Annotated in this window: 22 protein-coding genes; 3 read left to right on the forward strand and 19 right to left on the reverse strand. The window is 53.5% G+C overall.

Translation table 11 applies throughout. The features are described 5' to 3' along the window. From JNE38_RS23100 to JNE38_RS23115, 4 genes are all read right to left on the reverse strand, one after another. Positions 1-792 carry an ABC transporter permease gene (locus JNE38_RS23100; RefSeq protein WP_203353462.1) on the reverse strand — a complete coding sequence of 264 codons (792 nt, stop codon included), beginning with the start codon at positions 790-792 and terminating at the stop codon, positions 1-3. Further along, complete coding sequence (locus tag JNE38_RS23105; protein ID WP_203353463.1) at positions 789-1643, reverse strand: ABC transporter permease; 855 nt, start codon at positions 1641-1643, stop codon at positions 789-791. The genes JNE38_RS23100 and JNE38_RS23105 overlap by 4 nt, the downstream gene beginning before the upstream one ends. Then, entirely contained in the window at positions 1637-2623 is a 987-nt protein-coding gene (locus JNE38_RS23110; protein WP_203353464.1) for an ABC transporter ATP-binding protein, read from the reverse strand. Before JNE38_RS23110 ends, JNE38_RS23105 begins: the two co-directional genes overlap by 7 nt. A gap of 161 nt (positions 2624-2784) precedes the next feature. After that, positions 2785-3723 (reverse strand): DMT family transporter, encoded by a 939-nt coding sequence (locus JNE38_RS23115; RefSeq protein ID WP_203353465.1) that lies wholly within the window; start codon positions 3721-3723, stop codon positions 2785-2787. A 144-nt stretch (positions 3724-3867) separates the two neighbouring features. On the opposite strand from JNE38_RS23115, the gene JNE38_RS23120 reads away from it, so the two are divergent. Next, entirely contained in the window at positions 3868-5226 is a 1359-nt protein-coding gene (locus JNE38_RS23120) for an aminotransferase-like domain-containing protein (RefSeq protein ID WP_203353466.1), read from the forward strand. 65 nt (positions 5227-5291) lie between these two features. Here JNE38_RS23120 and JNE38_RS23125 read toward each other — a convergent pair whose 3' ends face one another. Continuing rightward, entirely contained in the window at positions 5292-7424 is a 2133-nt protein-coding gene (locus JNE38_RS23125) for an ATP-dependent Clp protease ATP-binding subunit (RefSeq protein ID WP_203353467.1), read from the reverse strand. A 245-nt stretch (positions 7425-7669) separates the two neighbouring features. Between JNE38_RS23125 and JNE38_RS23130 the strand changes: the two genes are divergently transcribed. Then, positions 7670-8227, forward strand: a complete 558-nt coding sequence (locus tag JNE38_RS23130; protein ID WP_203353468.1) for a PadR family transcriptional regulator — start codon at positions 7670-7672, stop codon at positions 8225-8227. 93 nt (positions 8228-8320) lie between these two features. Continuing rightward, positions 8321-8701, forward strand: coding sequence for a DUF1259 domain-containing protein (locus tag JNE38_RS23135; RefSeq protein WP_203353469.1), 381 nt, complete (start codon positions 8321-8323; stop codon positions 8699-8701). A gap of 150 nt (positions 8702-8851) precedes the next feature. Here the strand turns inward: JNE38_RS23135 and rbsB are convergent, their stop codons facing one another. From rbsB to JNE38_RS23205, 14 genes are all read right to left on the reverse strand, one after another. Further along, positions 8852-9802, reverse strand: a complete 951-nt coding sequence (gene rbsB / locus JNE38_RS23140; protein WP_203353470.1) for a ribose ABC transporter substrate-binding protein RbsB — start codon at positions 9800-9802, stop codon at positions 8852-8854. 38 nt (positions 9803-9840) lie between these two features. Next, complete coding sequence (locus JNE38_RS23145) at positions 9841-10767, reverse strand: ABC transporter permease (RefSeq protein WP_238933427.1); 927 nt, start codon at positions 10765-10767, stop codon at positions 9841-9843. Next, complete coding sequence (locus JNE38_RS23150) at positions 10757-12262, reverse strand: sugar ABC transporter ATP-binding protein (RefSeq protein WP_203353472.1); 1506 nt, start codon at positions 12260-12262, stop codon at positions 10757-10759. The genes JNE38_RS23145 and JNE38_RS23150 overlap by 11 nt, the downstream gene beginning before the upstream one ends. A 31-nt stretch (positions 12263-12293) precedes the next feature. Beyond that, positions 12294-12689 (reverse strand): D-ribose pyranase, encoded by a 396-nt coding sequence (gene rbsD, locus JNE38_RS23155; protein ID WP_203353473.1) that lies wholly within the window; start codon positions 12687-12689, stop codon positions 12294-12296. Between the two features lie 10 nt (positions 12690-12699). Further along, positions 12700-13617 (reverse strand): ribokinase, encoded by a 918-nt coding sequence (gene rbsK, locus JNE38_RS23160; RefSeq protein WP_203353474.1) that lies wholly within the window; start codon positions 13615-13617, stop codon positions 12700-12702. Between the two features lie 15 nt (positions 13618-13632). Then, entirely contained in the window at positions 13633-14625 is a 993-nt protein-coding gene (locus tag JNE38_RS23165; protein WP_203353475.1) for a LacI family DNA-binding transcriptional regulator, read from the reverse strand. A 255-nt stretch (positions 14626-14880) separates the two neighbouring features. Continuing rightward, a complete protein-coding gene (nagA, locus tag JNE38_RS23170) occupies positions 14881-16047 on the reverse strand; it encodes an N-acetylglucosamine-6-phosphate deacetylase (protein WP_203353476.1) in 1167 nt (388 codons plus the stop codon). 112 nt (positions 16048-16159) lie between these two features. Continuing rightward, positions 16160-17230, reverse strand: coding sequence for an NAD(P)H-dependent flavin oxidoreductase (locus JNE38_RS23175; protein WP_203357704.1), 1071 nt, complete (start codon positions 17228-17230; stop codon positions 16160-16162). 30 nt (positions 17231-17260) lie between these two features. Further along, on the reverse strand, positions 17261-18292 hold the full coding sequence (locus tag JNE38_RS23180) for a VOC family protein (RefSeq protein ID WP_203353477.1): 1032 nt from the start codon (positions 18290-18292) through the stop codon (positions 17261-17263). A gap of 266 nt (positions 18293-18558) precedes the next feature. Then, positions 18559-19344, reverse strand: coding sequence for a DeoR/GlpR family DNA-binding transcription regulator (locus JNE38_RS23185; RefSeq protein WP_203353478.1), 786 nt, complete (start codon positions 19342-19344; stop codon positions 18559-18561). A 242-nt stretch (positions 19345-19586) separates the two neighbouring features. After that, entirely contained in the window at positions 19587-20699 is a 1113-nt protein-coding gene (gene phnW / locus JNE38_RS23190; protein ID WP_203353479.1) for a 2-aminoethylphosphonate--pyruvate transaminase, read from the reverse strand. Between the two features lie 41 nt (positions 20700-20740). Continuing rightward, entirely contained in the window at positions 20741-21535 is a 795-nt protein-coding gene (phnX, locus tag JNE38_RS23195) for a phosphonoacetaldehyde hydrolase (RefSeq protein WP_275296728.1), read from the reverse strand. 3 nt (positions 21536-21538) lie between these two features. Further along, positions 21539-23248 (reverse strand): putative 2-aminoethylphosphonate ABC transporter permease subunit, encoded by a 1710-nt coding sequence (locus tag JNE38_RS23200; protein WP_203353481.1) that lies wholly within the window; start codon positions 23246-23248, stop codon positions 21539-21541. Positions 23249-23253: 5 nt separating this feature from the next. Continuing rightward, positions 23254-24309, reverse strand: a complete 1056-nt coding sequence (locus JNE38_RS23205) for an ABC transporter ATP-binding protein (RefSeq protein WP_203353482.1) — start codon at positions 24307-24309, stop codon at positions 23254-23256. Positions 24310-24313: the final 4 nt, after the last annotated feature.

Consider the following 24313-nt stretch of genomic DNA (forward strand, 5'->3'; position numbering starts at 1 on the left):
TCAAAATGTGATCGTTTTCGAATCTTTTCGTCTGAACAGCTCAGCTATGATTACAAGCAAAACGGTACTTACAATCAGCAGGGTGGACAAGGCGTTCACTTCTGGCGACACACCCCGTTTGACCAAGCCGTAAATATATAAAGGCAATGTCGTCGAATTGGGACCTGCCACGAAGAACGAAATGATGAAGTCATCCAGTGACAGCGTAAAAGACATGAGAAAGCCTGCCACGATACCCGGCATGATCAGCGGGAGTGTCACGTGACGGAGCGTTCCCCAAGGGGTCGCCCCCAGATCCTGAGCCGCTTCCTCCAGCTCCTTGCCCATATCGGCGAGGCGTGCTGAGATGATGACCATCACGTACGGCATGCTGAACGTGACGTGAGCCAAGATCAGCGTCAGCTTACCCAGCTCCATGTGAATCTGGCTGAACAGGACGAGCAGCGCCAGGCCCATCATGATTTCAGGAATGACGATCGGCAAGTAAATCAAGCCGTTTACGATCGTGCGCGAGCGCAAGGAGTAGTGCTTGATCGCGAGCGAAGCTGCCGTCCCGAGTACCGTCGCCAGAATGCTGCTGGTGACCCCGATGGTGAGACTGTTGGCTAGCGCCTGCATCACTTGCCTATTTTCAAATAACGAAAGGTACCATTTCCAGGTGAAACCGCTCCATACCGCATTGATTCTGGAATCGTTAAACGAATAGAGCATCAGGATGGCAATCGGCAGATACAAAAAGACCAGCATCAGCCAAGAGTACCCGGATAACGTATGTCTGCGCCATGTTTTCATGCTGCTCCCTCCTTCGTCTCGCTGGCTTTGGTCGCACGGAAGTACAGAAGGATCAACAGCATGGACAAGAGCATCAGCACGATGGACAAGGCAGAGCCGAACGGCCAGTCGCGCGCAGAGAGAAACTGGTTCTGAATCACGTTACCAATCAGAGCGGACTTTGCTCCTCCCATCACATCAGGAACGACGAACATCCCGATGGAAGAGACAAATACCAGAATGGACCCTGTCACGACACCTGATTTGGTCATAGGCAGCGTGATGTGCCAAAAAGCCTGCCACGGTGTCGCTCCGAGATCTGCTGCAGCCTCTAGCTTTCTTCGGTCCATCTGCTCCAGCGATACGTAAATCGGCAGCACCATGAACGGAACCAGCGTGTAGACCATCCCCAGAAGCACGGAGCCCGAGTTGTACAGCAGCGGCAGTGGCTCTGTAATAATCCCGAGGGATTGCAGGACCGTATTGACCACGCCCTGTGAACGCAGGATGATGACCCAAGCGTAGGATCGGACCAGGAAGTTGATCCAGAACGGAATCATCACCAGCAAAAGCCAGATCTGCTGCTTGGAGCGCTCCAGGCGGGAAATGTAATACGCGAGCGGATATCCGAACAATATGGAAAAAACCGTCGTCAGGACGGCTACCACGAACGTGTCCCAAAAGATCTGTCCATACAACGGATCTAAAATTCGAATGTAATTGTTCAGGGTAAACTCATAGACAACTTGTCCGTATGTTCCTCTTTTCAAAAAAGAAAGAACGGCAATCAGCAGCATCGGCAAGACGAAGAGCGCACCCAACCACAACAGTGCTGGAAGCGCGAGGAGTTTTACCGGTTTTTTGTTTAGCAAGGCAGGATCACCTCGTCTGCCTGTGACCAGCCGATCGCCACGTGATCATCCACCTGCCAGTCAAGACCGTCACCCGCATACTGATGGGCCATCACGGTCTGGTCTTGTCCATCCAGCCGGATGAAGACCTTGCGCAAATTGCCCAAGAATACCGCGTCGGTTATTTTTCCCTTGCAGCGATGCTTGTCTGGCTCCAAATCCGTCCGATACAGCTTGATCTTCTCCGGACGCACCGCCGTGCATGTATCACCTTGACGGAAAATGTTGTTCTCCCCGATGAACGTCGCGACAAACAGCGTCTTCGGGTGGTTGTAAATCTCAGCAGGTGAAGCAATCTGTTCGATCCGGCCCTTGTTCATGACCGCGATTCGATCAGACATCGCCATCGCTTCTTCCTGATCGTGCGTTACATAAATGAACGTAATGCCCAAGTTTTTCTGCAGGTTTTTCAATTCGAGCTGCAGGCTTTTCCTCAATTGATAGTCGAGCGCACCCAGAGGCTCGTCCAACAACAGCACTCTCGGGTTGTTGATGATCGCCCGAGCGATCGCTACCCGTTGCTGCTGGCCTCCGGAAAGTTGCTTGGGTGTCCGCTTTCTCAGCTCCGTCAATTGGACGTACTGCAGGACTTCTTCCAGCCGCTTCGCTTGCTCGGCAGCGCCTACTTTTTTCATCTTCAGCCCGAACAGAATGTTCTGCTCCACACTCATGTGGGGGAACAGCGCATACTGCTGGAACACCATGTTCATATCGCGCTGATAGGGCGGGACGTGCCCAAGCTGCTTGCCATCCAGGTAGATTTCTCCTGAGGTAGACTCTTCAAAACCTGCAATCATGCGCAGGAGAGTCGTTTTCCCACAGCCGCTCGGCCCCAGCAACGTCAAAAATTCCCCTTCTCCAATAGATAGAGAGAGCGGGGGTACTACGACAGCATCGGCAAATCTTTTTTCAATTGTATCCAGATGTATGATAGTTTTCATTCGGTCATCTCACCATATGTCATAATACTCATAGCAATCTAGGTTACTATATCGAATATGCTGCATTTTGTAAACAGTTTCAATCACTCCTCACATAATTTTTCCTACCAAAAAGCCGGACAATAGCATGACTATGGCCCGGCATTATTATGCGTATTTCCTTATATCGATTCGGATGTGGATTTGACTTTTCTTTTCAGCGTTTTCGCCCCGAGGTAGTTGGTGCCAATCACGCCCGCAATAATCAGCACAGCACCCATCACATGATAGAGAGCCAATTGCTCCTGCAAAAAAACCGTCCCTGCCGCAACCGTGACAAGCGTAGACAAATTGTTGAATACACTCAGCTTGGAAGCTTCCATTTTAGACAGGGCAAAGTTGTTTAGGAAAGAAGTGACGAGAGATGATAGAACGCCGAGAAAGAGAACCGAGAGGACAAAGATCGGGCTTTGAAACGGTGTGAAAAACTGATTCAGCGTTCCCTCCGCGGCATGTCGGGTGACGGCCCAGACATTGAAGAACAGAAATCCGACCACCGAAACCATATAGGTGATGTCTATATAATGAAACGATCGGGTCATTTTCTTCGCCAAGACGCTGTAGCCTGCAATCGACAACGCCGATAGCAGGATCAAAATCGTCCCTAGGGCATTTCCGCCTCCAAGCGAAGCGCCTTTCATGACAAAGATGTAGATTACCCCTGCCACGGACAGGAAGGTCGACGCTTTTTGCAGCCATGTCGTGGTTTCCTTCAAGAAAAACGTCGCCATCAGCAGCGTAAAAATCGGCACCGTCGCCTGAATGATGCCAGCCTCGGATGATGTGGTGTACACGAGCCCAAAGGTCTGCAGAGCAAAAAACAAAGTAGGGTAAAGCAGAGCCAGTGGCAGCAGCATGATCATTTGCTTCGGCTTTATGGTCAATCGGACCCAGCCAAAGAGCACGGGTATCGCAGCTGCCACGAACGCAATCGTAAAGCGATGTGCGAGCGTATCGAGCGGGTCGCTCACGCTCAGAGCCAATTTGACAAAAATGAATGACAGCCCCACGATGATGGCATTCGTGACCGCAGCAGCTATCGCTTGTTTTTTAGGGGACATGCGGAACTCTCCTCATCTCATAATGCATGTTTGTTTTTTCCAAACGGCCGTCTTTCCTTCATGGTAAAGCCGCAGCACGCATGCTACAATGCAAAAAAAGACGATCTGTTCCGGTACAGATCTCCGGCGGAATGAGGAAGGTTCATGCACAAATACATGCACTTGCAAAATGAGTTGGAAGCGCTGCTCGAGGGCAATACCTACAAGGAAGGCGACAAGCTCCCGTCCATCCGGGAGCTGGCCAAGCAATACCAGTGCAGCATGAGCACCGTCATCCGCACGCTTGCAGAGCTGGAAAAGCGTCATCTCGTTTACTCTGTCGAGAAAAGCGGCTACTACGTTGTTAAAAAACAAAGCCAGCCTCGCGCCGTTTCATCTGACACCATCGACTTTGCCACTTCCGCCCCCGATCCCGATGTATTTCCTTATCTGGATTTTCAGCACTGCATCAACAAAGCGATTGAGACGTACAAAAACGATTTGTTCATTTACGGAACAGCCCAAGGCTTGCCGTCGCTCATCCAAGTGCTCCAAAGGCAGCTAGCCAACCACCAGGTGTTTACCCAGCCCGCAAACATTTTTATCACTTCCGGCGTCCAGCAAGCGCTGGCCCTGCTGGCGACGATGCCGTTTCCCAACCAAAAGAGCCACCTCCTCATCGAGCAGCCTGGCTATCATCTGCTGATCGAGTATCTGGAGACACACAAGCTCCCTGTCATCGGAATCAAACGGACTGCGAAGGGCATCGATCTCAGAGAGGTTGAGCGGCTGTTTCGCACAGAGAGCATTAAACTTTTTTACACGATGCCGCGATTTCATAGTCCATTGGGCACCACCTACTCCCGGCAGGAGAAGCAAGCACTCGTGGAGCTTGCTCGAAAATACGATGTGTACATCGTCGAGGATGACCATCTCGCGGATTTAGAGCAGGACAGCAAATCCGATCCGCTGTTCAGCTATGATTCATCTGGGCATGTCATTTATTTGAAGACCTATTCCAAAATCATCTTTCCCGGATTGCGTCTGGGGGCTGCTGTCATTCCAGACACGCTGACCCACACCTTCAATCAATACAAGCGATTGCTCGACATTGACAGCTCCATGCTGTCGCAGGCAGCCCTGGAAATTTACTTGAAAAGCGGCATGTTTGATCGGCACAAACAGAAAATCCGCCGTTCCTACGACCGCAAATCCCAAGTACTTGCAAGCGCGCTGCTACGGGAGCAAACGGCTGCTGGCGACCTGTTTGCCTACCAGGAGCAAAGACACCCCGGCATCCATACCCATCTTCTACTGCCTGAACACCTTTCTGTCGCTCGTCTGATCCCTTTGCTCACCAAACAATCCATCCTGGTAGAGTCGATCAACAAGCATTATTTGTCCGCCTTTCCACAAGAAAATATCCTCAAGCTGAACGCCTCCACCACCAAAGAAGAGATGATAGCGGAAGGAGTCTCCCGTCTGGTGGAGGTGCTCCGAAAAGCGAGCAGGCGAGGGCAGTAAAGACGAAAAAAGGAGGATTCGCATCGCCTGCGAACCCTCTTTTTCATGTAACGAGCCAGCTTGGATCAGCTTTGCTTGGAGACCTTGATCTCGCCGTTCTCTACCTCTACGCGAATCTCGTTTACAGCGTCTTCTTCCATGACAAGGTCGGCGATTCCATCCTCCACATATTGCTGGATCACCCGGCGCAGCGGTCTCGCGCCAAAGGCTGGATGATAGCCTTTTTCCGCAAGGACGGATTTGGCCTCGTCAGAGATGCTCATCTTCATTCCTTGATCGTTCAGGTTGTCGATCACTTCCTGCAGCAGCACATCCACGATTTTCACCAGATCTTCTTTTTGCAGCTGGTTAAAGGAGATGATGCTGTCAAAGCGGTTGAGAAACTCAGGTCGGAAGTAAGCTCCCAGCGAATCCAGAACGGTGGTCGGCTCAGGTGTTTTGGCACCAAATCCGACGGAAATCTTCCGTTCGCTCACACCCGCATTGCTTGTAGCGATAATGACCGTATCCTTGAACGCAACCGTACGGCCCTGGCTATCGGTAAGTCGGCCATCATCGAGAATCTGCAGGAACATGTTTTGTACGTCCGGATGCGCTTTTTCAATCTCATCCAGCAGAATGATGCTGTACGGGTTGCGGCGCACGCGCTCGGTCAGTTGGCCAGCCTCTTCATGGCCGACGTAGCCTGGAGGAGAACCAATCAGCTTGGAGATGGAGTGCTTTTCCATGTACTCGCTCATGTCCAGTCGGATCATCGAATCGCGCGTGCCAAACAGCTCCTCAGCCAAGGCGCGAGTCAGCTCGGTTTTCCCTACGCCTGTCGGTCCGACGAACAAGAACGAAGCGATCGGTCTGTGTTTTGGTTTCAGACCGGCACGGCTGCGGCGAATGGCTTTGGCCACCCGTGTGACAGCTTCAGTCTGACCGATAACCTTTTGCTCCAGATGCTCAGCGAGGTGCTTCATTTTGTTCTGCTCATCGCTTTGCAGCTTTTTCACAGGAATCCCTGTTTTTTGCTCAATAATCTCCTGAATGTCTTCGATGCGGACGGTCGCACGTTGGTCGGCGCTGTCCTTTTTGTCCAAAGCCTCGAGGATCTTCGCTTCCTCATCGCGCAATTTTGCCGCACGTTCATAGTCCTCTGACCGGGTCGCTTCCTGTTTTTCCTCACCGATCGCTTTCAGTCGCTCTCGAAGCTCCTCCGTATCATTGGTTGCCGAACGCAGGTTGAGCTTGGAGCCGGCTTCATCCAGCAGATCGATCGCCTTGTCCGGCAGGAAACGATCCTGGATGTAGCGGGCCGCATACCCCACACAAGCCTGGAGCACATCATCTGGGTAAGCGACCTGGTGGTAGGACTCGTATTTTGGGCGCAGCCCTTTTAAGATCTCCAGTGCTTCTGGAATCGACGGCTCTTTGACCATGACCGGCTGGAAGCGGCGCTCCAGAGCGGCATCTTTCTCAATCACTCGGTACTCCTTCAGTGTAGTTGCCCCGATGACTTGCAGCTCGCCTCGCGCCAGAGCCGGCTTCAGGATGTTGCCGGCATCCATCGAGCCTTCCGCCGATCCGGCACCTACCAACAGATGAAGCTCATCGATAAACAGAATGACATTTTTACGTTGTTGCAGCTCTGCTATGCTCTGTTTCATTTTTTCTTCAAACTGTCCGCGAATCCCGGTACCTGCAACGAGGGACGCCACATCGAGTGTGTAGACGACTTTGTCACGCAGCTTGACGGGCACGTCGCCTTCGACGATGCGCAGTGCCAAGCCCTCCGCAATCGCGGTCTTACCAACCCCAGGCTCCCCGATCAGGACCGGGTTGTTCTTGCCGCGGCGATTCAAGATCTCGATCACACGGTCAATTTCAGCGTCGCGACCGATGACTGGATCGATCAGACCCGCACGAGCGGCATCGTTAAGATTGCGGCCAGACCCGTCCAGCACACCGCCTCGCTCACGAGCTGGTGGTGCCATTTTTGGTGCTTCCCCGTTCATGGAAGACTTCGCGAAGCCTTGGAGAAAATCGTCCAGGCCGGAGAATGAAGAAAATGGACCGAAGTTCATGCCTTGGCCGATTTTATTCGTCAGCTTGGCATGGCATTCCGAGCACAGGTAATATTTTTGCTGCTTTTCTTGCAGCTGTATATTCAAAAACACGTTTGCGTTTCGTTGATGGCATACTTCGCACTGCATAATATTTACCCCCTATACAGCGATTGTGTAGGATTGTGACTAGCCTTCCTTTTCTTGGTCACAATAACGAAAGGATCGTTGGTTCATTGTTGTTTGACCTTTCCTGACCTTCCGATGACTTTATTATAGTTTGACCTTCTTTGACTTTCAAGTGGTATTCACTAGAAATTATTTGCTGTATTGATTCGGGTGTTCTCCGTTCCTATAATAATCATGAACGATAGAAAGTCAGGGGGCATTTTCCATTGAATACACTCGCGTACGGACTTCTTGGACTGGTTGCCCGGACACCCAGCTCCGGTTATGATTTAATGCTCCAATTGCAGCCATACTGGCAGGCCAAACACAGTCAAATCTATCCCTTGCTGGCCAAGCTGGAGCAGGAAGGCTATATGCAATTCACCCGTGTGCACCAGACCGATCGACCCGATAAAAAAGTGTATTCCATCACGGAAAAAGGTGAAATCGCTCTCAAGCTATGGCTCGCAGAACCGACAGCAGAGCCTGTCATTCGCGATGAGCTGGTCCTCAAAGCGTACTGCCTGCAGCTAACCGACGAGAAGGCTGCGCGCGCCATGTTCACAGAGCGGATCGAGCATTGCCGCGAACAAGCGGAAAGCTTCATGCACATCATGCAGGAAATGGAGCAGCAGACGGATGGCAAACATCCTGACCATCCCGATCACTCGGCTTTCAGCGATTACATTTTGCTCACGTGGGGCTATCGCCGCATGCAAGAGGACATGAAGTGGTGTGAATGGGTGCTGGGGCTATTGGAAAAAGGAAAAGCCGACACCGAATAAGAAAAATAGACATTCACCTTTTGGTATAATCGTCTAGTCCCTCTTTTTCTTCCACGCATACAATGCCGTAAACGAAAAAGAGGAGGAACCTCTTTGAAAATTCCAAAAAGCTTATGTGACCGCTTAGCTAAGATTCTAGGCGGGACCGGCATGTCCAATGATACTTGTTCGATCATGGTCAAGCGTAATCTCAATGCAACCATCAAGGGCAAAATGTATGATACCGAGCACGAAATTACGATTCAATCCCTCGATAAAGAGGGAAATGCTTTGAATACGGGGGAGTTCACTCTCCTGCAAAAGGAAGTCCAAAAATTCATCGACGCTCTTCGAAAAGAAGGGCTTAAAGTAACTGCCCTACACAATCATTGGCTTTTTGATAGTCCGCGGCTCATGTATATGCATATTGAATCCGTTGAGCCGCCTGTTCAGTTTGCCAAGAAATTGCGGCGCGCTCTGAAAGTGCTGAAGTAGCCGATCTCGTGATGAAAATGTACGGAAGCTAGCGCCTAGAAGCAACAAAAAACTTCTCCAGTTTCTACCGATCCCATCGGTGTACTGAAGAAGTTTTTTTATTACAGGCAACCGAAAATCAACACGTACCGACTTTCCGCTGCAAACCTATTATTTCTTTGTGATCAGTTCCAGATCTACTGGGATGTTGCTGTCTACTTTTTCACCTTTCGCTACTTTCAGTGCTGTTTGCACCGCAGTCTCCCCGATCGCAGCAGGTTTTTGAGCGACAGTCGCGCCCATTTTACCGTCGTTAACTGCTTTCACTGCATCGTCTGTCGCGTCGAAGCCTACTACGATGATGTCTTTGCCGGATGCTTCCACTGCTTGCAGGGCACCCAGGGCCATTTCGTCGTTGTGTGCGAACACAGCTTGCACGTCTTTGTTGGATTGCAGGATGTTTTCCATTACGGAAAGGCCTTTTGCACGGTCGAAATCAGCAGGCTGGGACGCCACCACTTTCACGCCTTCCTTGTTGTCAACAGCGTCATGGAAGCCTTTTCCGCGGTCACGCGCTGCGGATGTACCAGCGATTCCTTGCAGCTCTACGATGTTGCCTTTGCCACCCAGTTTTTCCAGGATGAAATCGCCTGCCATTTTACCGCCTTTTACGTTGTCGGATGCGATATGAGAAACCACTTGGCCGCCTTCAGCAGCGCGGTCTACCGTGATTACAGGAATGTTTGCTTTGTTCGCTGCTTCCACTGCTGTCGCGATCGCGGCACTGTCAGTCGGGTTGATCATAATGACGCTTACTTTTTTCTGGATCAGGTCCTCTACGCCGCTGATTTGTTTCGCGGTGTCATCCTGCGCGTCTACGACCAGCAGCTCGGCACCCGCATCCTTGGCTGCTTTCTCAGCGCCTTCCTTCAAGGAAACGAAGAACGGATTGTTCAGCGTAGATACAGCCAGACCAATCGTCACTTTGCCACCCGCGTTGCCGCCTGCATTTCCAGCGGATTGCTCTGGTGCTTTGTTTTCCAGATTGGATGACGTAGAGCAGCCTGCGAGTACACCCAGTACCAGCGACGAAGCCAGAGCCATTTTCAAAAATTTCTTCATAACGATTCCATCCTCCTTAATTTCCACGCTTTTTTTGTTTATTTATTTGCTTTAGATCGGTCCAAGAGCACTGCGATGAGAATGACCGCCCCTTTGACTACCGATTGGTAGAAGGAAGAGACATTCAGCAGATTCAGACCGTTATCTAACACACCGATGATCATCGCACCAATCAAGGTACCGACGATCCAGCCACGTCCACCGGACAGGCTCGTACCACCCAAGACGACGGCGGCAATCGCATCCAGCTCGTAGGATGTCCCTGCAGTCGGCTGGGCCGAATTGAGGCGGGACGTCAGGATGATCCCGCTCAGGGCTGCAAACAGACCGCTGATCGAGTACACCAGCACTTTTACCTTGCCTGTGCTGATGCCGGACAGCTTGGTCGCTTCCTCATTGCTTCCGAGTGCGTACACGTGCCGTCCAAAGGTCGTATGACGAAGAATGAAATAAAGGATCGCAAAGGAGATCAGCATCCAGATGACGGGCATCGGGATATCCAGGAAGAACCCTTTCCCCAGCATCGCGAAATCCGGATTGAGCCCGGTAATCGGTCGGCCTTCGGTGTAGACGAGTGTCAGACCGCGGAAAACGGTCATCGTCGCCAAGGTTCCGATAAACGGAGCCACTTTCCCTTTTGTAATAATCACACCGTTGATGGCCCCCATGACGACGCCTGCCAACAAGCCGATCAATACAGCCAGCCAGGTATCCATGCCGCTGGCCATCAAGCCTGCTGTGATAGCGCTTGCAAGTGCCAGCATGGACCCTACGGATAGGTCGATCCCGCCCGTCAAGATAACAAAGGTCATACCAAATGCGATCAAGGCGTTAATCGAAATCTGACGCAGTACGTTGAAGATATTGCTGATCGTCAGGAAGTCGCTGTTGATAATCGATAGAACGATGACAATCAAGGCGAGCCCAAGCAGCGGGCCCATTCTCTGCAAAACATTAAACCGCATGGCTAGTCCCTCCCGTCGCTGCATGCATAATCAATTCTTGGGTTGCTTCTTCTCTCGCAAACTCACCGGTGATGCGTCCTTCGTGCATGACCAGCACGCGGTCGCTCATCCCCAGTACCTCGGGGAGTTCGGAGGAGATCATCAAGATCGCGACGCCATCCTGCGCGAGTCGATTCATGATATCGTAAATCTCTTTTTTGGCACCGATATCGACACCGCGGGTAGGCTCGTCCAGAATCAGGATTTTCGGCTTTTTCGCCAGCCATTTGCCGATGACGACCTTTTGCTGGTTCCCGCCGGACAGCGACCCGACGATTTGCTCGCCGCCAGCCGTCTTGATGAACAGCCGCTGGATCGCCTCATTGCTGAGCGTTTTCTCCTGGCTCGGCTTCATGACTCCGAGAGAGGAAACCTTCTCCAGGTTGGGCAGGGAGATGTTTTCGCGGACCGAAAGAGACAGCACCAGCCCTTCTTCTTTGCGGTCTTCCGTCACGAGCGCGATTCCTGCTGAAATGGCATCGATCGGGCGCGTCACGCGAATGGGCTGGCCATCCACGAGAACGCGTCCTTCCCGCACTTTCTCCAGGCCGAACAACGCTTTGGCCATCTCCGTTCGACCTGCCCCCATGAGCCCTGCCACGCCGACGATTTCTCCGCTCTTGACAGAGAATGAGATGTCCGAGAGCTTTCCTTTGACATTCAGGTTCTCTACGCGCAAGCGCTCTTCGCCCCACTGAACCTCTGTTTTCGGGAATCGGTCGGTGATTTCACGCCCAACCATCATCTTCACCAGCTCATCCAGATTGGTTTTGGCCGTCTCTACTGTACCCACGTATTGACCATCGCGAAGCACGGTGATCCGGTCACTGACCTGGAAGATTTCCTCCATCCGGTGCGAAATGTAGATCATCCCGACACCCTTTTGCTTGAGGGATGCGATCATTTCAAAGAGGGCGTCAATCTCACGGTTGGTCAAAGCTGCTGTCGGCTCATCCAGTACGAGGATGTCCGCTTGCATGGAAAGCGCTTTGGCAATTTCGATCATCTGCTGCTGACCTACGGACAAATCTCCGACCAAAGTGTCCGGATCGAGCTTGATCGCCAGCTGATCGAGCCAGTGCCTGGTTTCCTGCTTCATTTTGCGCCAATTGACGAATCCGGTCTTGCCGTACGTGTACTCACGACCGAGAAATATATTTTCCATGACAGACAGGTGGGGAATGAGATTCATCTCCTGGTGGATAATCGCAATTCCTTTGCTTGCGGCGATATCCGGAGTCATCTTCTCCTGCTTCTCCCCTTTGACGATGATCTCTCCCGCATCCCGCTCGTAAATGCCGCCGAGAATTTTCATCAAAGTCGATTTGCCCGCCCCGTTCTCACCCATCAACGCGACAAGCTCGCCGCTTCGCAAGTTCAACTGGACGTCGCTGAGGACTTTGACCCCCGGGAACGATTTGCTGATTCCTTTCATCTCCAATAGGAAATCTGACATGTACACTCCTCCTCCCTTCGCCTTCTGCTTCTTAAAACGTCACGCCCGCTTGCAAGATGACATTCGCGTAGGGCGTACACTCTCCGGTGCGAATGACGGCTTTGGCATCTTTCGTCAGCTCTTTGAACTCTTCGTGGCTGACACTGGTCAGCTCCACATCTGGCAGAGCCGCTTCCAGATAGATATGGGTGCTCGGCTGTGCCTGGATCAGCTCCTCGGCAAAAATCGCCTTCTCCACTTGCATCTCCAGCAAAACCGCATTCAACACTTCGATAAGTGATGGCAGACCTGCCACGACAGCCAAATCGATGCGGGTCACATTGTCCGGGATCGGCAGACCGGCATCACAGATGACGATCCGGTCCGTGTGCCCCAGCTTACTGATGAGGGCAGAAATCTCACTGTTTAAAATGCCTATTTTTTTCATAATGTCTCCCTTACTCTGCGATGAATTCCTCTACTTGTGCGAGGGTAGGCATACCTGCCTGCGCGCCCAGCTTGGTCACCGCCAGCGCGGCCACTTTCGTCGCGAAGGAAACTGCCGCTTCGACTGGCGCACCACCGGCAAGCGCGTAAGAGAATCCGGCGTTAAAAGAGTCGCCTGCTCCTGTCGTGTCGACTACTTGTACAGGGTGGCTGTTGACCAGCCCGCTTTCTCCTGCAGCTGTCAGATAGGCGGCCCCTTTGGAGCCCAAGGTCGTCACGACTGTCGCCACGCCTTTTTGCAGCAGCATGTCCATCGCCTTCTCCAGCTCTACCTCCGCTCCGACTTTCGCCAGCAAATAGAGTTCCGATTCGTTGGGGATCAGCACATCGACATTCTGCAGAAGCTCATCCGGCAATTCACGAGCGGGTGCAGGATTGAGCACGACCGTTTTGCCTAGCTGCTTCGCTTTGGCAGCCGCGTAGATCACTGTCTGAAGCGGGATTTCCAGCTGAAGCAGGACCACATCAGCCTGCGCAATCTTGTCTTCGCTTTGATCGATATCAGCCACGGTCACCTGTCCATTGGCCCCGGCCACGACGATGATCTGATTGTCTCCCTGCGAGAGCACGATCGAGGCCACACCTGTGTGACTGCCCTCTATCGTCTTGACCGCTCCGACGTCAATCCCTTCCTGGCCGAGCGCTTGCAGCAGCCCTGCACCGAACGCGTCGCTGCCAACTGCTCCGATCATGGTGGTCTTCGCCCCGAGACGAGCCGACGCTACAGCTTGATTCGCTCCCTTTCCGCCTGGGATGAAGTGAACCTGATTGCCGTGGACGGTCTCTCCCATTAGCGGCGGACGATCTGCCTCCACGACGATATCCATATTTAAACTGCCAATGACGACAACCTGTGGCGGCTTGTTCATCGCTTTTCTCTCCTTTTATCTTTTCGTGGAATCTCGCACGATCAGCTCTACGTCAAGCTCATACAGCTTGGCTTCCTTGACACCGGACTCAATCGTCTCGATCAGCACCTTCGCCGCCAGCGAGCCCATATCGTAGTTCGGCTGGGCGATCGTGGAGAGCTCCGGCTGGGTAATTTCCGTCAGGCTGATTCCGTCAAATCCGATCAGCGCGACATCATCCGGTACGCGCACGCCCAATTGGTGAAGCCCTTTCAGCGCACCGACAGCCATCAGGTCATTTCCGCAGAAGATGCCGTCCACATCCGGGTGCTTGGCAAACAGCTCCTTGACTGCTGCTAGCCCCCCGTCCATCTTGAAGTGCCCCGGCACCATCAGGCTGGGCGTATACCACGGAAAATGGAGGACGGACTCTTCGTAGCCCAGCATCCGCTTCTTGGCGGTAATCAGCTCCTGCGGTCCGTACAGATGGGCGATCTTCTTGCAGCCGATATCGAGCAAGTGCTGGACAGCCAGCTTTGCCCCCTTGTAGTTTCGCGAGCGGATGACGCTGCACGATTGACTGGTCGGCGCCCGGTCGAGCACCACGAGAGGAATGTTGTTCTTGTTCATTTGCTCGACGTCATCCTGCCCCAGCGTGTTGGAGGCAAAGATGATACCATCGACATATTTTTTCCGGAGCATTTCGATGTACGACTTTTCCTTATGCCCCTGGTCATCGGAGTTGCACAGAATGACAGTGAAGCCATGCTTTTGCGCGACATCCTCCACGCCTCTCGCAATTCCCGGAAAAAACGGGTTGGCAATATCGGGCAAAATCAACGCGATTGTACCCGTCTGCTTCCCTGCCAAACCGCGAGCCACTGCATTAGGCTCGTAATTCAGCTGTTCGATCGCCTTGGCAACTTTCTGCTCCGTATCCTTGTTGACGTATCCATTTTTATTGAGGACTCTGGACACCGTTGCTACCGAGACCCCTGCCAATTTGGCCACATCGCGTATCGTTGCCATTCCATGTTTCACCGTCACTTTACTATGTGTAACCGGTTACACATCATTCAAAAAAAGAGAATGATCAAGGACGTCATCCATGTGTAACCGGTTCCATATTTGCTTACACTATACTCCCGTACAAAAAAATCTGTCAAGAGCCTATGTTGAAAAAATCTTGTTTGTGCCCATGTGGAAAATACAGGGAACTGATAGTTGGAGACGCAAAAAAGCAGCCTAAACCTTGCGTTTAGACTGCTTTTATCTTGGGTGCTCCTAGTGGCTGCGGTAGACTTCTCTTCCCGCCACAAAGGTAGACTTCACTTCAAACGACTTGTCCAGCACCACGATGTCCGCATCATAGCCAGCATCCAAGCGTCCTTTGCGATCGGCGATTCCCAGGATCGACGCCGGTGTGAGGGATGCCATATCCACGGCTTCCGGCAAAGGAACGCCGCCCAGCGTCACCATATTGCCCACTGCCCGGTTCAACGTCAGGATGCTGCCTGCAAGCGTACCGTCAGCCAGCTTGGCCTGTTCGCCGTGAACGTGCACCTCCTGCCCTCCAAGGTCGTAGGTGCCTTCTCCCATGGCTGTTGCCCGCATGGAGTCACTGACCAGCGCGAGACGACCAGCCGTTTTCACGCGGTACAGGATCTTCATGACAGCCGGATGCACATGGATGCCATCCGCAATAAGCTCCGTGCTCAGCTGCTCATGATACATGGCGGCACCCACCACCCCAGGCTCGCGGTGATGCAATCCGGTCATGGCATTGAAGCAGTGGGTGAAATGGCGAACCCCCGCTTCCACTGCATGTGCCGCTTGGGCAAAGGTCGCTCCGGTGTGACCTGCAGATACGATGACTCCCTGTCCTTCCAGCCAGGAGATGGCCGCGAGCGCTTCCGGCTGCTCCGGCGCGATCGTCACGACCTTGATCAAGCCCTCTGCCAGCTCGTATAGACGGCGAACGTCATCCAGCTCGGGCACAGCGATGTTTTCCTCTTTTTGTGCGCCTTTGTAGCGCGGATTGATCCACGGGCCCTCCAGGTGGATGCCGGCGACCTGCGCTCCCGGCAATCCGTTCCGGCTGTTTTGTGCAATGCTTTTCAGCACCGTCTCCAGCTCGCTGTAAGGCGAAGTCATGGTCGTTGCCAAAAAGGTCGTGACACCAAAGCGGGTCAGTGCACGAGAAATGGCCTGCAGCGACTCCGGTGTGCCGTCCATCGTGTCATGCCCTTCGATTCCGTGCATGTGGATGTCTATGAAGCCGGGAGTAATCCACCCTTCCTTCACTTCCAGCACCTGCTGTGGCATGTCACCTGTGTAATTGCCGGCCGGGCCGGCGAACTGGATGGTCTGACCCTCGACGACTACCAGGCCGTTTTCGATTTCCTGTCCATTTGCGATGACTGCCCCTCGTAGGGCGAATGTCTGATTCATTTGTTTCCCTCCGTAACGCGATCTGGCAAGTCCAGGACCTTTTCCAGCTCCAGCCTATCCGCAGTGGAATCCCGTCATGCCCACTCTGCAGGATCGACGATTCAGGTCCTCCCTAGCGCAATTTTCCGTATACATGCTCGGCTTCCTCGACGAGCTTGGCGACGAGCTCTGCTGCACGCAATCCGCGACTGAGGGAAGCAGCTTGACCTGCCCACAGAGACAAAAACTCCGTCCGGTCCTGCTTGGCAGCTGCCGTCCGGATGTCGCGTGTCAGCGCGTTTTGCACCGGATAAGGCGGCAGCTCGCCATCGAGCGGAGCCAGCAAGGTCATAAATTCGTTTTGAATTCCCCTCGCCGCTTTGCCGGAAAAAGCTCGTGTAATCACGGTCGCCTCATCTGTCGTTTCTCTCACTTCTCGCTTGTACGCTGGATGTGCCCCGCTCTCTACGCATGTCAGGAAAGCTGTTCCCATTTGCACCGCCTGTGCTCCAAGGGCGAAGGCTGCCACCATTCCCCGACCGTCCATGATGCCGCCTGCTGCAATCACGGGGATGTTCACGCGGTCGACGATTTGCGGAACGAGTGCCATCGTCCCCACGAGATTGCTGGGGGAATCCGGCAAAAAGGAACCGCGATGGCCGCCCGCTTCGGTCCCCTGGGCAGCAATCATGTCTACGCCGCTCGCTTCCAGCGCCACTGCTTCCCTGACAGTTGTGGCCGTACCGATCACAGTCACTCCGCGTTGCTTGAGCTCTGCCAGCCAACGCGGCTCCAGCACGCCAAATGTGAAGCTGAAGACTGGCACCTGCTCCTCCAAAACCACTGCCATCTGTTCCTCAAACGGCTCGGCGAAGCGTGCCACGACCGGATCAAGAGGAATCCCCAGGCCCTCCCGCACGCCATTCATTACCGCTGCAACCGAAGCTGATACGGGCTGTTCCCCATCGTACGCTTCCGGGATGAACAGATTGACCCCGAACGGCTTGTCAGTAAGCTCCCGAATGGTGCGGATTGACTGGCGGATCTGCTCTGCGCTCATATAGCCCGCTCCCAGCGTGCCCAGACCGCCGGCCTCCGACACGGCAGCGACTAGCTCAGGCGTCGTCGTCCCTCCAGCCATTCCCGCTTGAATGAGGGGCCATTTTATCTGCAATCGAGCTGTGATCGGATTGTCCTTCCACATTGTCATCCCACTTCCTCGTTTTGGTTTTCTCTACTGCAGGTCGTCGCGGATCAAGTCGAGAAAATGCGCAAGCACGCGGGCTGTCATGCCCCAAATCACGCGGCCCTCGACTTCGTAAAACAGGTGCTCGACCGTTCCAGACCGCCATGGATATCGCTCGCCCCCAGGGATCAAATGAAACGGAAAGCCTTCTTCGGGCTGCATGAAGGAGGAAGTCGTATGTACGGCAGGCTGTACGCTGAGCAACGTTTCCAGCGAGAGGATGAACACCTCTCCCACTTCATCGGGATTGGGCTTCATGTCTGTGATGTCAGTGAGAAAGCCGACGAATGGAAAAATGCTTCCCCTGCCCGGCCCCAGCAGGATGTCGAGGTCCCCGATATACGAAATGCGATCCAGCGGCAGCCCTAGCTCTTCGCTTGTTTCGCGGCGGGCGGTTGCCCAGCGGGACTCGTCGCCCTCCTCTGAGCGCCCTCCTGGAAAACAGACCTCATTGGCTTGACGCCGCATCGTGCTCGCACGCTTTTCAAACAAAATTCCCAAGCGCCCCTCTTCCATCTGCACTAACGGCAGCAGGACGCTGAACACACCGTAACGTTCGTCCCCCATGATGCGTGCTTCACGCTCGCCAAGCACCCTGCTGATCGTTGCCACAGTCGGGTCCACAGGAGCTGGCTCTTTCGTAGGCAGCGCCTGGGAGAGCTCAATCAGATTTCCGTCCGGATCGCGCAGGTATACAGAGAGAATCGGTCCCATGGCGCCTGTTCGCTGCACAGGTCCTTCTATGATTTCGACTCCGCACGACTCCACATGCTGCACGACCTGCTCCAGCGGAACGGAGGTGAGAAAACAGAGATCGGCCGAACCTGATACCGGATGAAGGGCTTTCGGTTCAAATTCGCGGCCAGCCTGATGCAAATTGATTTTCTGCCGGCCGTACTGCAATGCTCGTCTGCCGTTGCCAAAGGTGACTGTATTCATTTTGAGAACTTGCTCGTAAAATCGACAGGTCGCATCTATATCCTGAACCGTCAAGACAAAATGGTCCAGTCTGTCAATCATATGCATCTCTCCTAGAGAATTCGAATCATTCTGCTAGCCCTATTATAGCAAAATCCAGTTTCTTTACAGCAAGGCGCTTAGAAAACTTGGCTGCGCCAAGCCTTTTGGCGAAGCCGTAGTACCCAAAGGGCACAAGTCTCGCCTTCTCACTATTGTTCGAGGTCTCGCTATGTTGCACTTCTACTGGGTAGGAATCTTATAAATCCCTATCTGTGCAAAAAAGACCGGTCCACTTCCTTTGGGAAATGAACCGGTCCACTCTTTCTTTATTCAGCGACGAGCCACGTGACATGATGCGCCTGCAATTCCTTCTTCCAATCTTCGGGCGGCGCCGCGTCGCTGATGACGATGTCGACTTCCTTCAGCTCAGCCACTTTGCACAGCGTGCTGGTCCCGATCTTGGAATGGTCGGCCATGATGATGCTCTCATTCGCATTTTCAATAAAACGTCTTGCCAGTACGGCACGCTCCGGATCGTAGCACGTAATTCCTTTGTTGATGAGTAGGCCGTCCACAGACAGAAACGCTTTGTCTACGAAAAAGTCCTTCATCATGTGCTCGGCAAAAGCTCCGCCTACGCGGTGATGCTTGGCGTTCACCTTGCCCCCCAGGAAGTAAACATCTGCAGAGATCAAGCCGCCGTTTTGATGTTCTATCAGCATGTTGAGTGCCGTGATGGAGCTGGTCAGGATCGTCAAATCCTTTTTGGTGGATAGATAATTGATCATCTGCAGAGGGGTCGTCCCCTCATCGATGACGATCGTGTCGTTATCCTGCACCAAGTCAGCGGCAGCGCGCCCGATCCGTTTTTTCTCCTCGGCACGCATGACTTCCCGGCTCATGTGGGACGGCTCCGTACGATCCAGATTCAGTTTGACCGCTCCGCCGTATACCCGCTTCAGCTTTTTCTCCAGCTCCAGCTCTTCCAAGTATCTGCGGATCGACTCAGAAGAAACCTGCAGCTTCTCTACCAACTCGTTGGTCCGCACCTTGCCGTTTGCGTTTACCAATTGCAAAATGATCTGCTTGCGCTCTTCTCCGAACAACGACACGCTTTTTGTCCCCCTATGATTGTGCTGCCAGCTCGGTGATTTCCTCGTGAATCGCGATCTGGCGCTTGGCTAAATCAGCGAAATGATCCGTTCTGTGGCGATGGCCATCGGATGCGGGATGAGAAAAGCCATACAATTCCGTTTCTTTGCCTTCACTAGAATTGTAGAGGTATTGGGAGATACAATCAAGGTTCCGTGTTGGTTTTTATGTTTTTCCTTGGTTCTTGATGCAAAAAAATACGCTACCAGAATCTATTTTCTTCCACTGCTGCCAGCAAGCGCTGCATGTCCTCCGGGTAGACTTCGCCGATGTTCCCGATACGGAACGTGTCTGCCTGGGAGATCTTGCCCGGGTAGATCACAAAGCCCGCTTGCTTCAATCGCTCATAAAAAGCTCCAAAAGTAAAGGCTGCACTGTCCGGATAGTAGATCGAGGTGATGAATGGCGATTGGAACTCTTTCGGCAATAGAATGCGGAACCCGAGCCGCTCCAGCCCTTCAGACAAAATCTGCTGGCTGCGTTTGTACCGTTCGTAGCGTTTGGCGACTCCGCCCTCTTCCTCCAGCTCGACCAATGCCTGATAAAAGGCACGCACGACATGTGTCGGAGAAGTGTAGCGCCATTTTCCGTTATGCTTCTCCATCGTCTCCCACTGGTCGTACAAATCGAGGGAAAGCGTCCGAGCACGCCCTTTGCATGTTGCAAGCTCTGTCGTTTTGGCAATGACGAAGCCAAACCCAGGCACGCCTTGAATGCATTTGTTTGCGCTCGAGATCAGATAGTCGATGTGCAGCTCTGCCATGTCCAACGGGATGCCGCCGAAGCTGCTCATCGCATCCACGATATAGGTTTTGCCAAACCGCTTCGCGACCTCGCCGATGTCCGCGATCGGATTGAGCATGCCGGTCGTCGTCTCGGAATGGACCACCGCGATGTGGGTGATGGCCGCGTCTTGTTCCAGCAGCTCTTCCAGGGGTGCTTCAGCTACCGGAGAGACTTCGCCGAAATCCATCACTTCTGTTGGGATGCCGTGGACGCGTGCCATCTGCACCATGCGATCCCCGTAAGCTCCATTGGTCAGGACGAGCAGCTTGCCGTCCGCCGGAATGACACTGCTCAGAACGGCTTCCACACTGAAGGTTCCACTGCCCTGCATCAGGACGGTCGTGTATTCCTCAAAACGTGTCGTCGCCAGTCGCACCAGTTTTTCGCGGATGGCCTGCACCAGCTCGTTGTAATCTCGATCCCAGGTGCACCAGTCGCGCATCATCGCTTCCCGCACCGCCTGCGATGTCGAGAGTGGCCCTGGTGTGAGCAGCAAATACGGATTGTCTGTCGCGGTTTGGTTTGTCATCTATCCCATTCCTTTCGCTTCCCTATGTGGGTACTCGTTCATCAAGGACGTTCGCCTGCTGTCAATCGCGCATTGATTTTCGCCAATACTTCATCGAGGCTGCCGATTTCATCAATCACGTAATGCGCCCCTGCTTCCTTTAAACGTTTTGCAGCATGAGCCAGCTTTTCCATGAGCACTTCCTGCGGCAGCTCCTGTACCTCGATTTGGGACAATCCCAGCTCGCTTCCGCCTTTCAATACGCCTACCGTCCACATGCCGGCATTTCGTCCTTCTTTCATGTCACTTGTCGTGTCTCCGACCTTTACCATGTCGCTCATCGGATGGCAATCCAGCAGCATCGCATTTTGGTAGCACATCCACGGATACGGGCGTCCAGCTGGAACTTCACTCGGTGTGACGAGCGTATCGGGGGCGTAGCCTTGTTCTTTTGCGGACACTGTTACCACATCCATCATCTTGCGGGTATAGCCTGTCGTCGATCCCAGCTTTATTCCCTTTTCACGCAGACGATTTGCGAGGTCCACTGCTCCGGGCACGGGCGTCGCATACTGGTGCAGGGTCTCCATCAGCATCGGCTCAAAATCAGCGTACAGCTCATCCACGTCGCTCTCGCTCGGCATGCGGCCGTACTTTTCTTCCCACAGCGCTGCGACTCGCTCCATTTTGAGCAAGGCCTGGATGTGATCCCGTTTCAGCATCCCCATCGGCTCCCGTGCTTCCTCCGCGGTCAGCTCGATCCCACGCTTTTTGAAAACCTCCAAAAATACAGCCAGCGGTGCAAAACATCCATAATCCACCATCGTTCCTGCCCAGTCAAACACGACTGCTTTTATCATTTACGCCACCTGCTCCTTTTCTTGGTTTGTCCATGCTGCACGCTTGCTGATCCTTGCAGCGATCCACTGCGCACCAGCGCGAGCGATGATGTTCAGGACTACGATCAGTACAGACATCGCTGCAGCGGGCGCTACATCCCCTGCGTCATCCATGCTGACGATCGAGACAGAAGCGAGCTTGAAGTCTGCCGCATACAGGAAAACTACCGCCGAGATCGTAACCATGGAATTGATGAAAAAGTAAACGGCCATTTCGACGATCGCGGGAGTGCATACCGGAACCGTAACCCGCCAGAACACCTTTGCCCGCGAAATGCCCATGGATTCCGCCGCCATCTCAAACTCGGGATCGAGCTTCTTCAGTGCTGTCGTCGCCGTGATGAACGCAACCGCAAAAAAGTGAATGACGTTAGCCAGAATCAGGATCCAGATCGTCCCGTACAATCCGTGAAACGGGTTTTCCGGGTTGTTGAAAAAGAAGATGTACGCCAGGCCGATTACCATCCCAGGCAGAGCCAAAGGAAGGATCGACAGGAAGTAGCCAGCTTGCCGCAGCCCTTTCCATACCTGCGTTTTCTCAATCACATAAGCAGTGACAAAAGTAACCGCCGTCCCTAAAGCTGCCGTGATCAGCGCGACTAGGATACTGTTCCAAAGCGGCCCCATCCCTTCTCCCGCTACGTTGGAAAAGTCGTAATGCTGCAGCCCGAAGCTGAGCTCATACGGCCAAACCTTTATGAACGAAGCCAGTACGACTGTTGCCATGAGCAACAGGAGGAATCCGCTCACTGCCAGGCAGAAGAAGAAGTAAAACGTATCGCGAAGTCGGCTTTCCTTGATGCGGTACGGCTTGGATTTCGCTGTAACGGCTGCGTGCTGTTTGCGCTCGACGATCCGGTCTACGATGAAGGCGACCAGTGCCGGCAGGATCAGCAGAAGTCCTACGGTCGCGCCCATCGTCATGTTTTGCTGTCCGATGACTTGCTTGTACACATCGGTAGCCAGAACGGAATACTGCCCGCCCACTACCTTTGGAGCACCGAAGTCCGTAAACGCGAGTGTGAAGCAGACAAAGCAGGCACTGACGATCCCGTATTTCACGCTCGGTATGGTGACGACACAAAACTTGCGCCAATGTCCCGCTCCGAGCGTATCCGCTGCCTCGTAGAGCTGATAGTCGGCGAAGGCCATCGACACGGCCAAAATCAGGTAAGCCTGGGGAAAGACGTATACGATCTCTGCCAGGATAATTCCCACCGGGCCGTACAGATCAATGTCCCATGAGAATGGCAGCAGCCCGAACATTCCTGTGGTGACCAGCCCTTGGTTCCCGAACAGATAGGTCAATGCAATCCCGTGCATCATCGTCGGTGCAAACAGCGGCAGAAGCGCCACCGCTCGAAACGCCCGCTTGCCCCGAATCCCGCTGCGTGTCAGCGCATACGCGAACAAAAAGGCGAGTGTGACGGCCACAACCGTCGTCATGATCGAGATGTACAGGGTATGGGTCAGCGATTGAGACAGGGCTGGTGTAGAAAAGTAGGTCAGGAAGTTGCTCAGTCCGACGAACTGTCCGTCACGGTCGTAAAAAGCTTTCGCGAAGAGCTGCGTCAGCGGCAAAAGCACCGTTGCCAGAAGCGCTGCCACGACGAGCGTAATCAGTCCTTTTTGCACCGACTTGCCGCTTTGCCGCACTACAGATGCTTTCATTCCCGTCACCCCTGTTCCTTTGCAGCAGCAGCCTCATCCTGTTCGAAGCGGAGCAGATGCTCAAGCGGCAGCTCCAGGCACACCTTTTGTCCCCTTCGAACGTCAAGCTTGTTCGCCTGGGCAGCGGGTAGGTCGAGGGTCAACTGCACTGTCGTTTGTCCGTGATCGTCCCGCCATTCCAAATAAATTCGATAAAATGCGCCGCGAAACTCGCTTTCCAGAATCGTCGCCGGAATCCCGTACTCCGATTCATAGGCCAAGAGGCGCACATGCTCTGGCCGAATAGCGAGTAGAGTGGAAGCCTCCCTTTGTCCTGGATCGAAACGTCGGCTCTCGATAAAGTTGACCGCCCCGATAAAATCCGCGACAAACGGTGTGGCAGGCTGGGTGTAAATGACCTCAGGCGTGCCGACCTGCACGACTTCCCCGTGATTCATCACGACAATTTTGTCCGCCATCGTCAACGCCTCATCCTGATCGTGCGTCACCATCACGGTCGTCATCCCGAATTTTTCATGCAAGCGGCGGATTTCCCTGCGAAGCTTTTGCCGGACCTTGGCATCCAGAGCGGAGAGAGGCTCATCCAGGAGAAGGACATCCCGTGAGAGCGAAATGGCGCGCGCCAAGGCAATTCGCTGCTGCTGACCGCCCGATAGCTGGGCAGGGTACTTGTCCCTCACATGAGACAAGTCCACCATGTCCAAGGCTTCCTCTACCTTTGCCGCGATATCTTGCCTGGACAGCTTTTTCTCTTGCAGCCCAAACGCAATATTCTGGGCGGCCGTCAAGTTCGGAAACAGCGCATACGACTGGAACATCATCGCAATATTCCGTTTCGCAGGCGGCAGAGAGGTGATCTCCCTGCCAGCTATGATCATGCTGCCTGTCGTCGGCTGCTCCAGCCCTGCGATCATTCTGAGCAAAGTCGTTTTGCCGCAGCCGCTGGGACCGAGCAAGCAGACAAACTCATTCTTGGCGATATCGATGGAAACGTGCTCCAATGCAGCAAACAACCCGAAACGTTTACTGACCCCTTGTATGGATAAATAGGATTTTGTCATGCGG

Source organism: Brevibacillus choshinensis, from assembly GCF_016811915.1.
GTDB classification, from domain to species: domain Bacteria; phylum Bacillota; class Bacilli; order Brevibacillales; family Brevibacillaceae; genus Brevibacillus; species Brevibacillus choshinensis_A.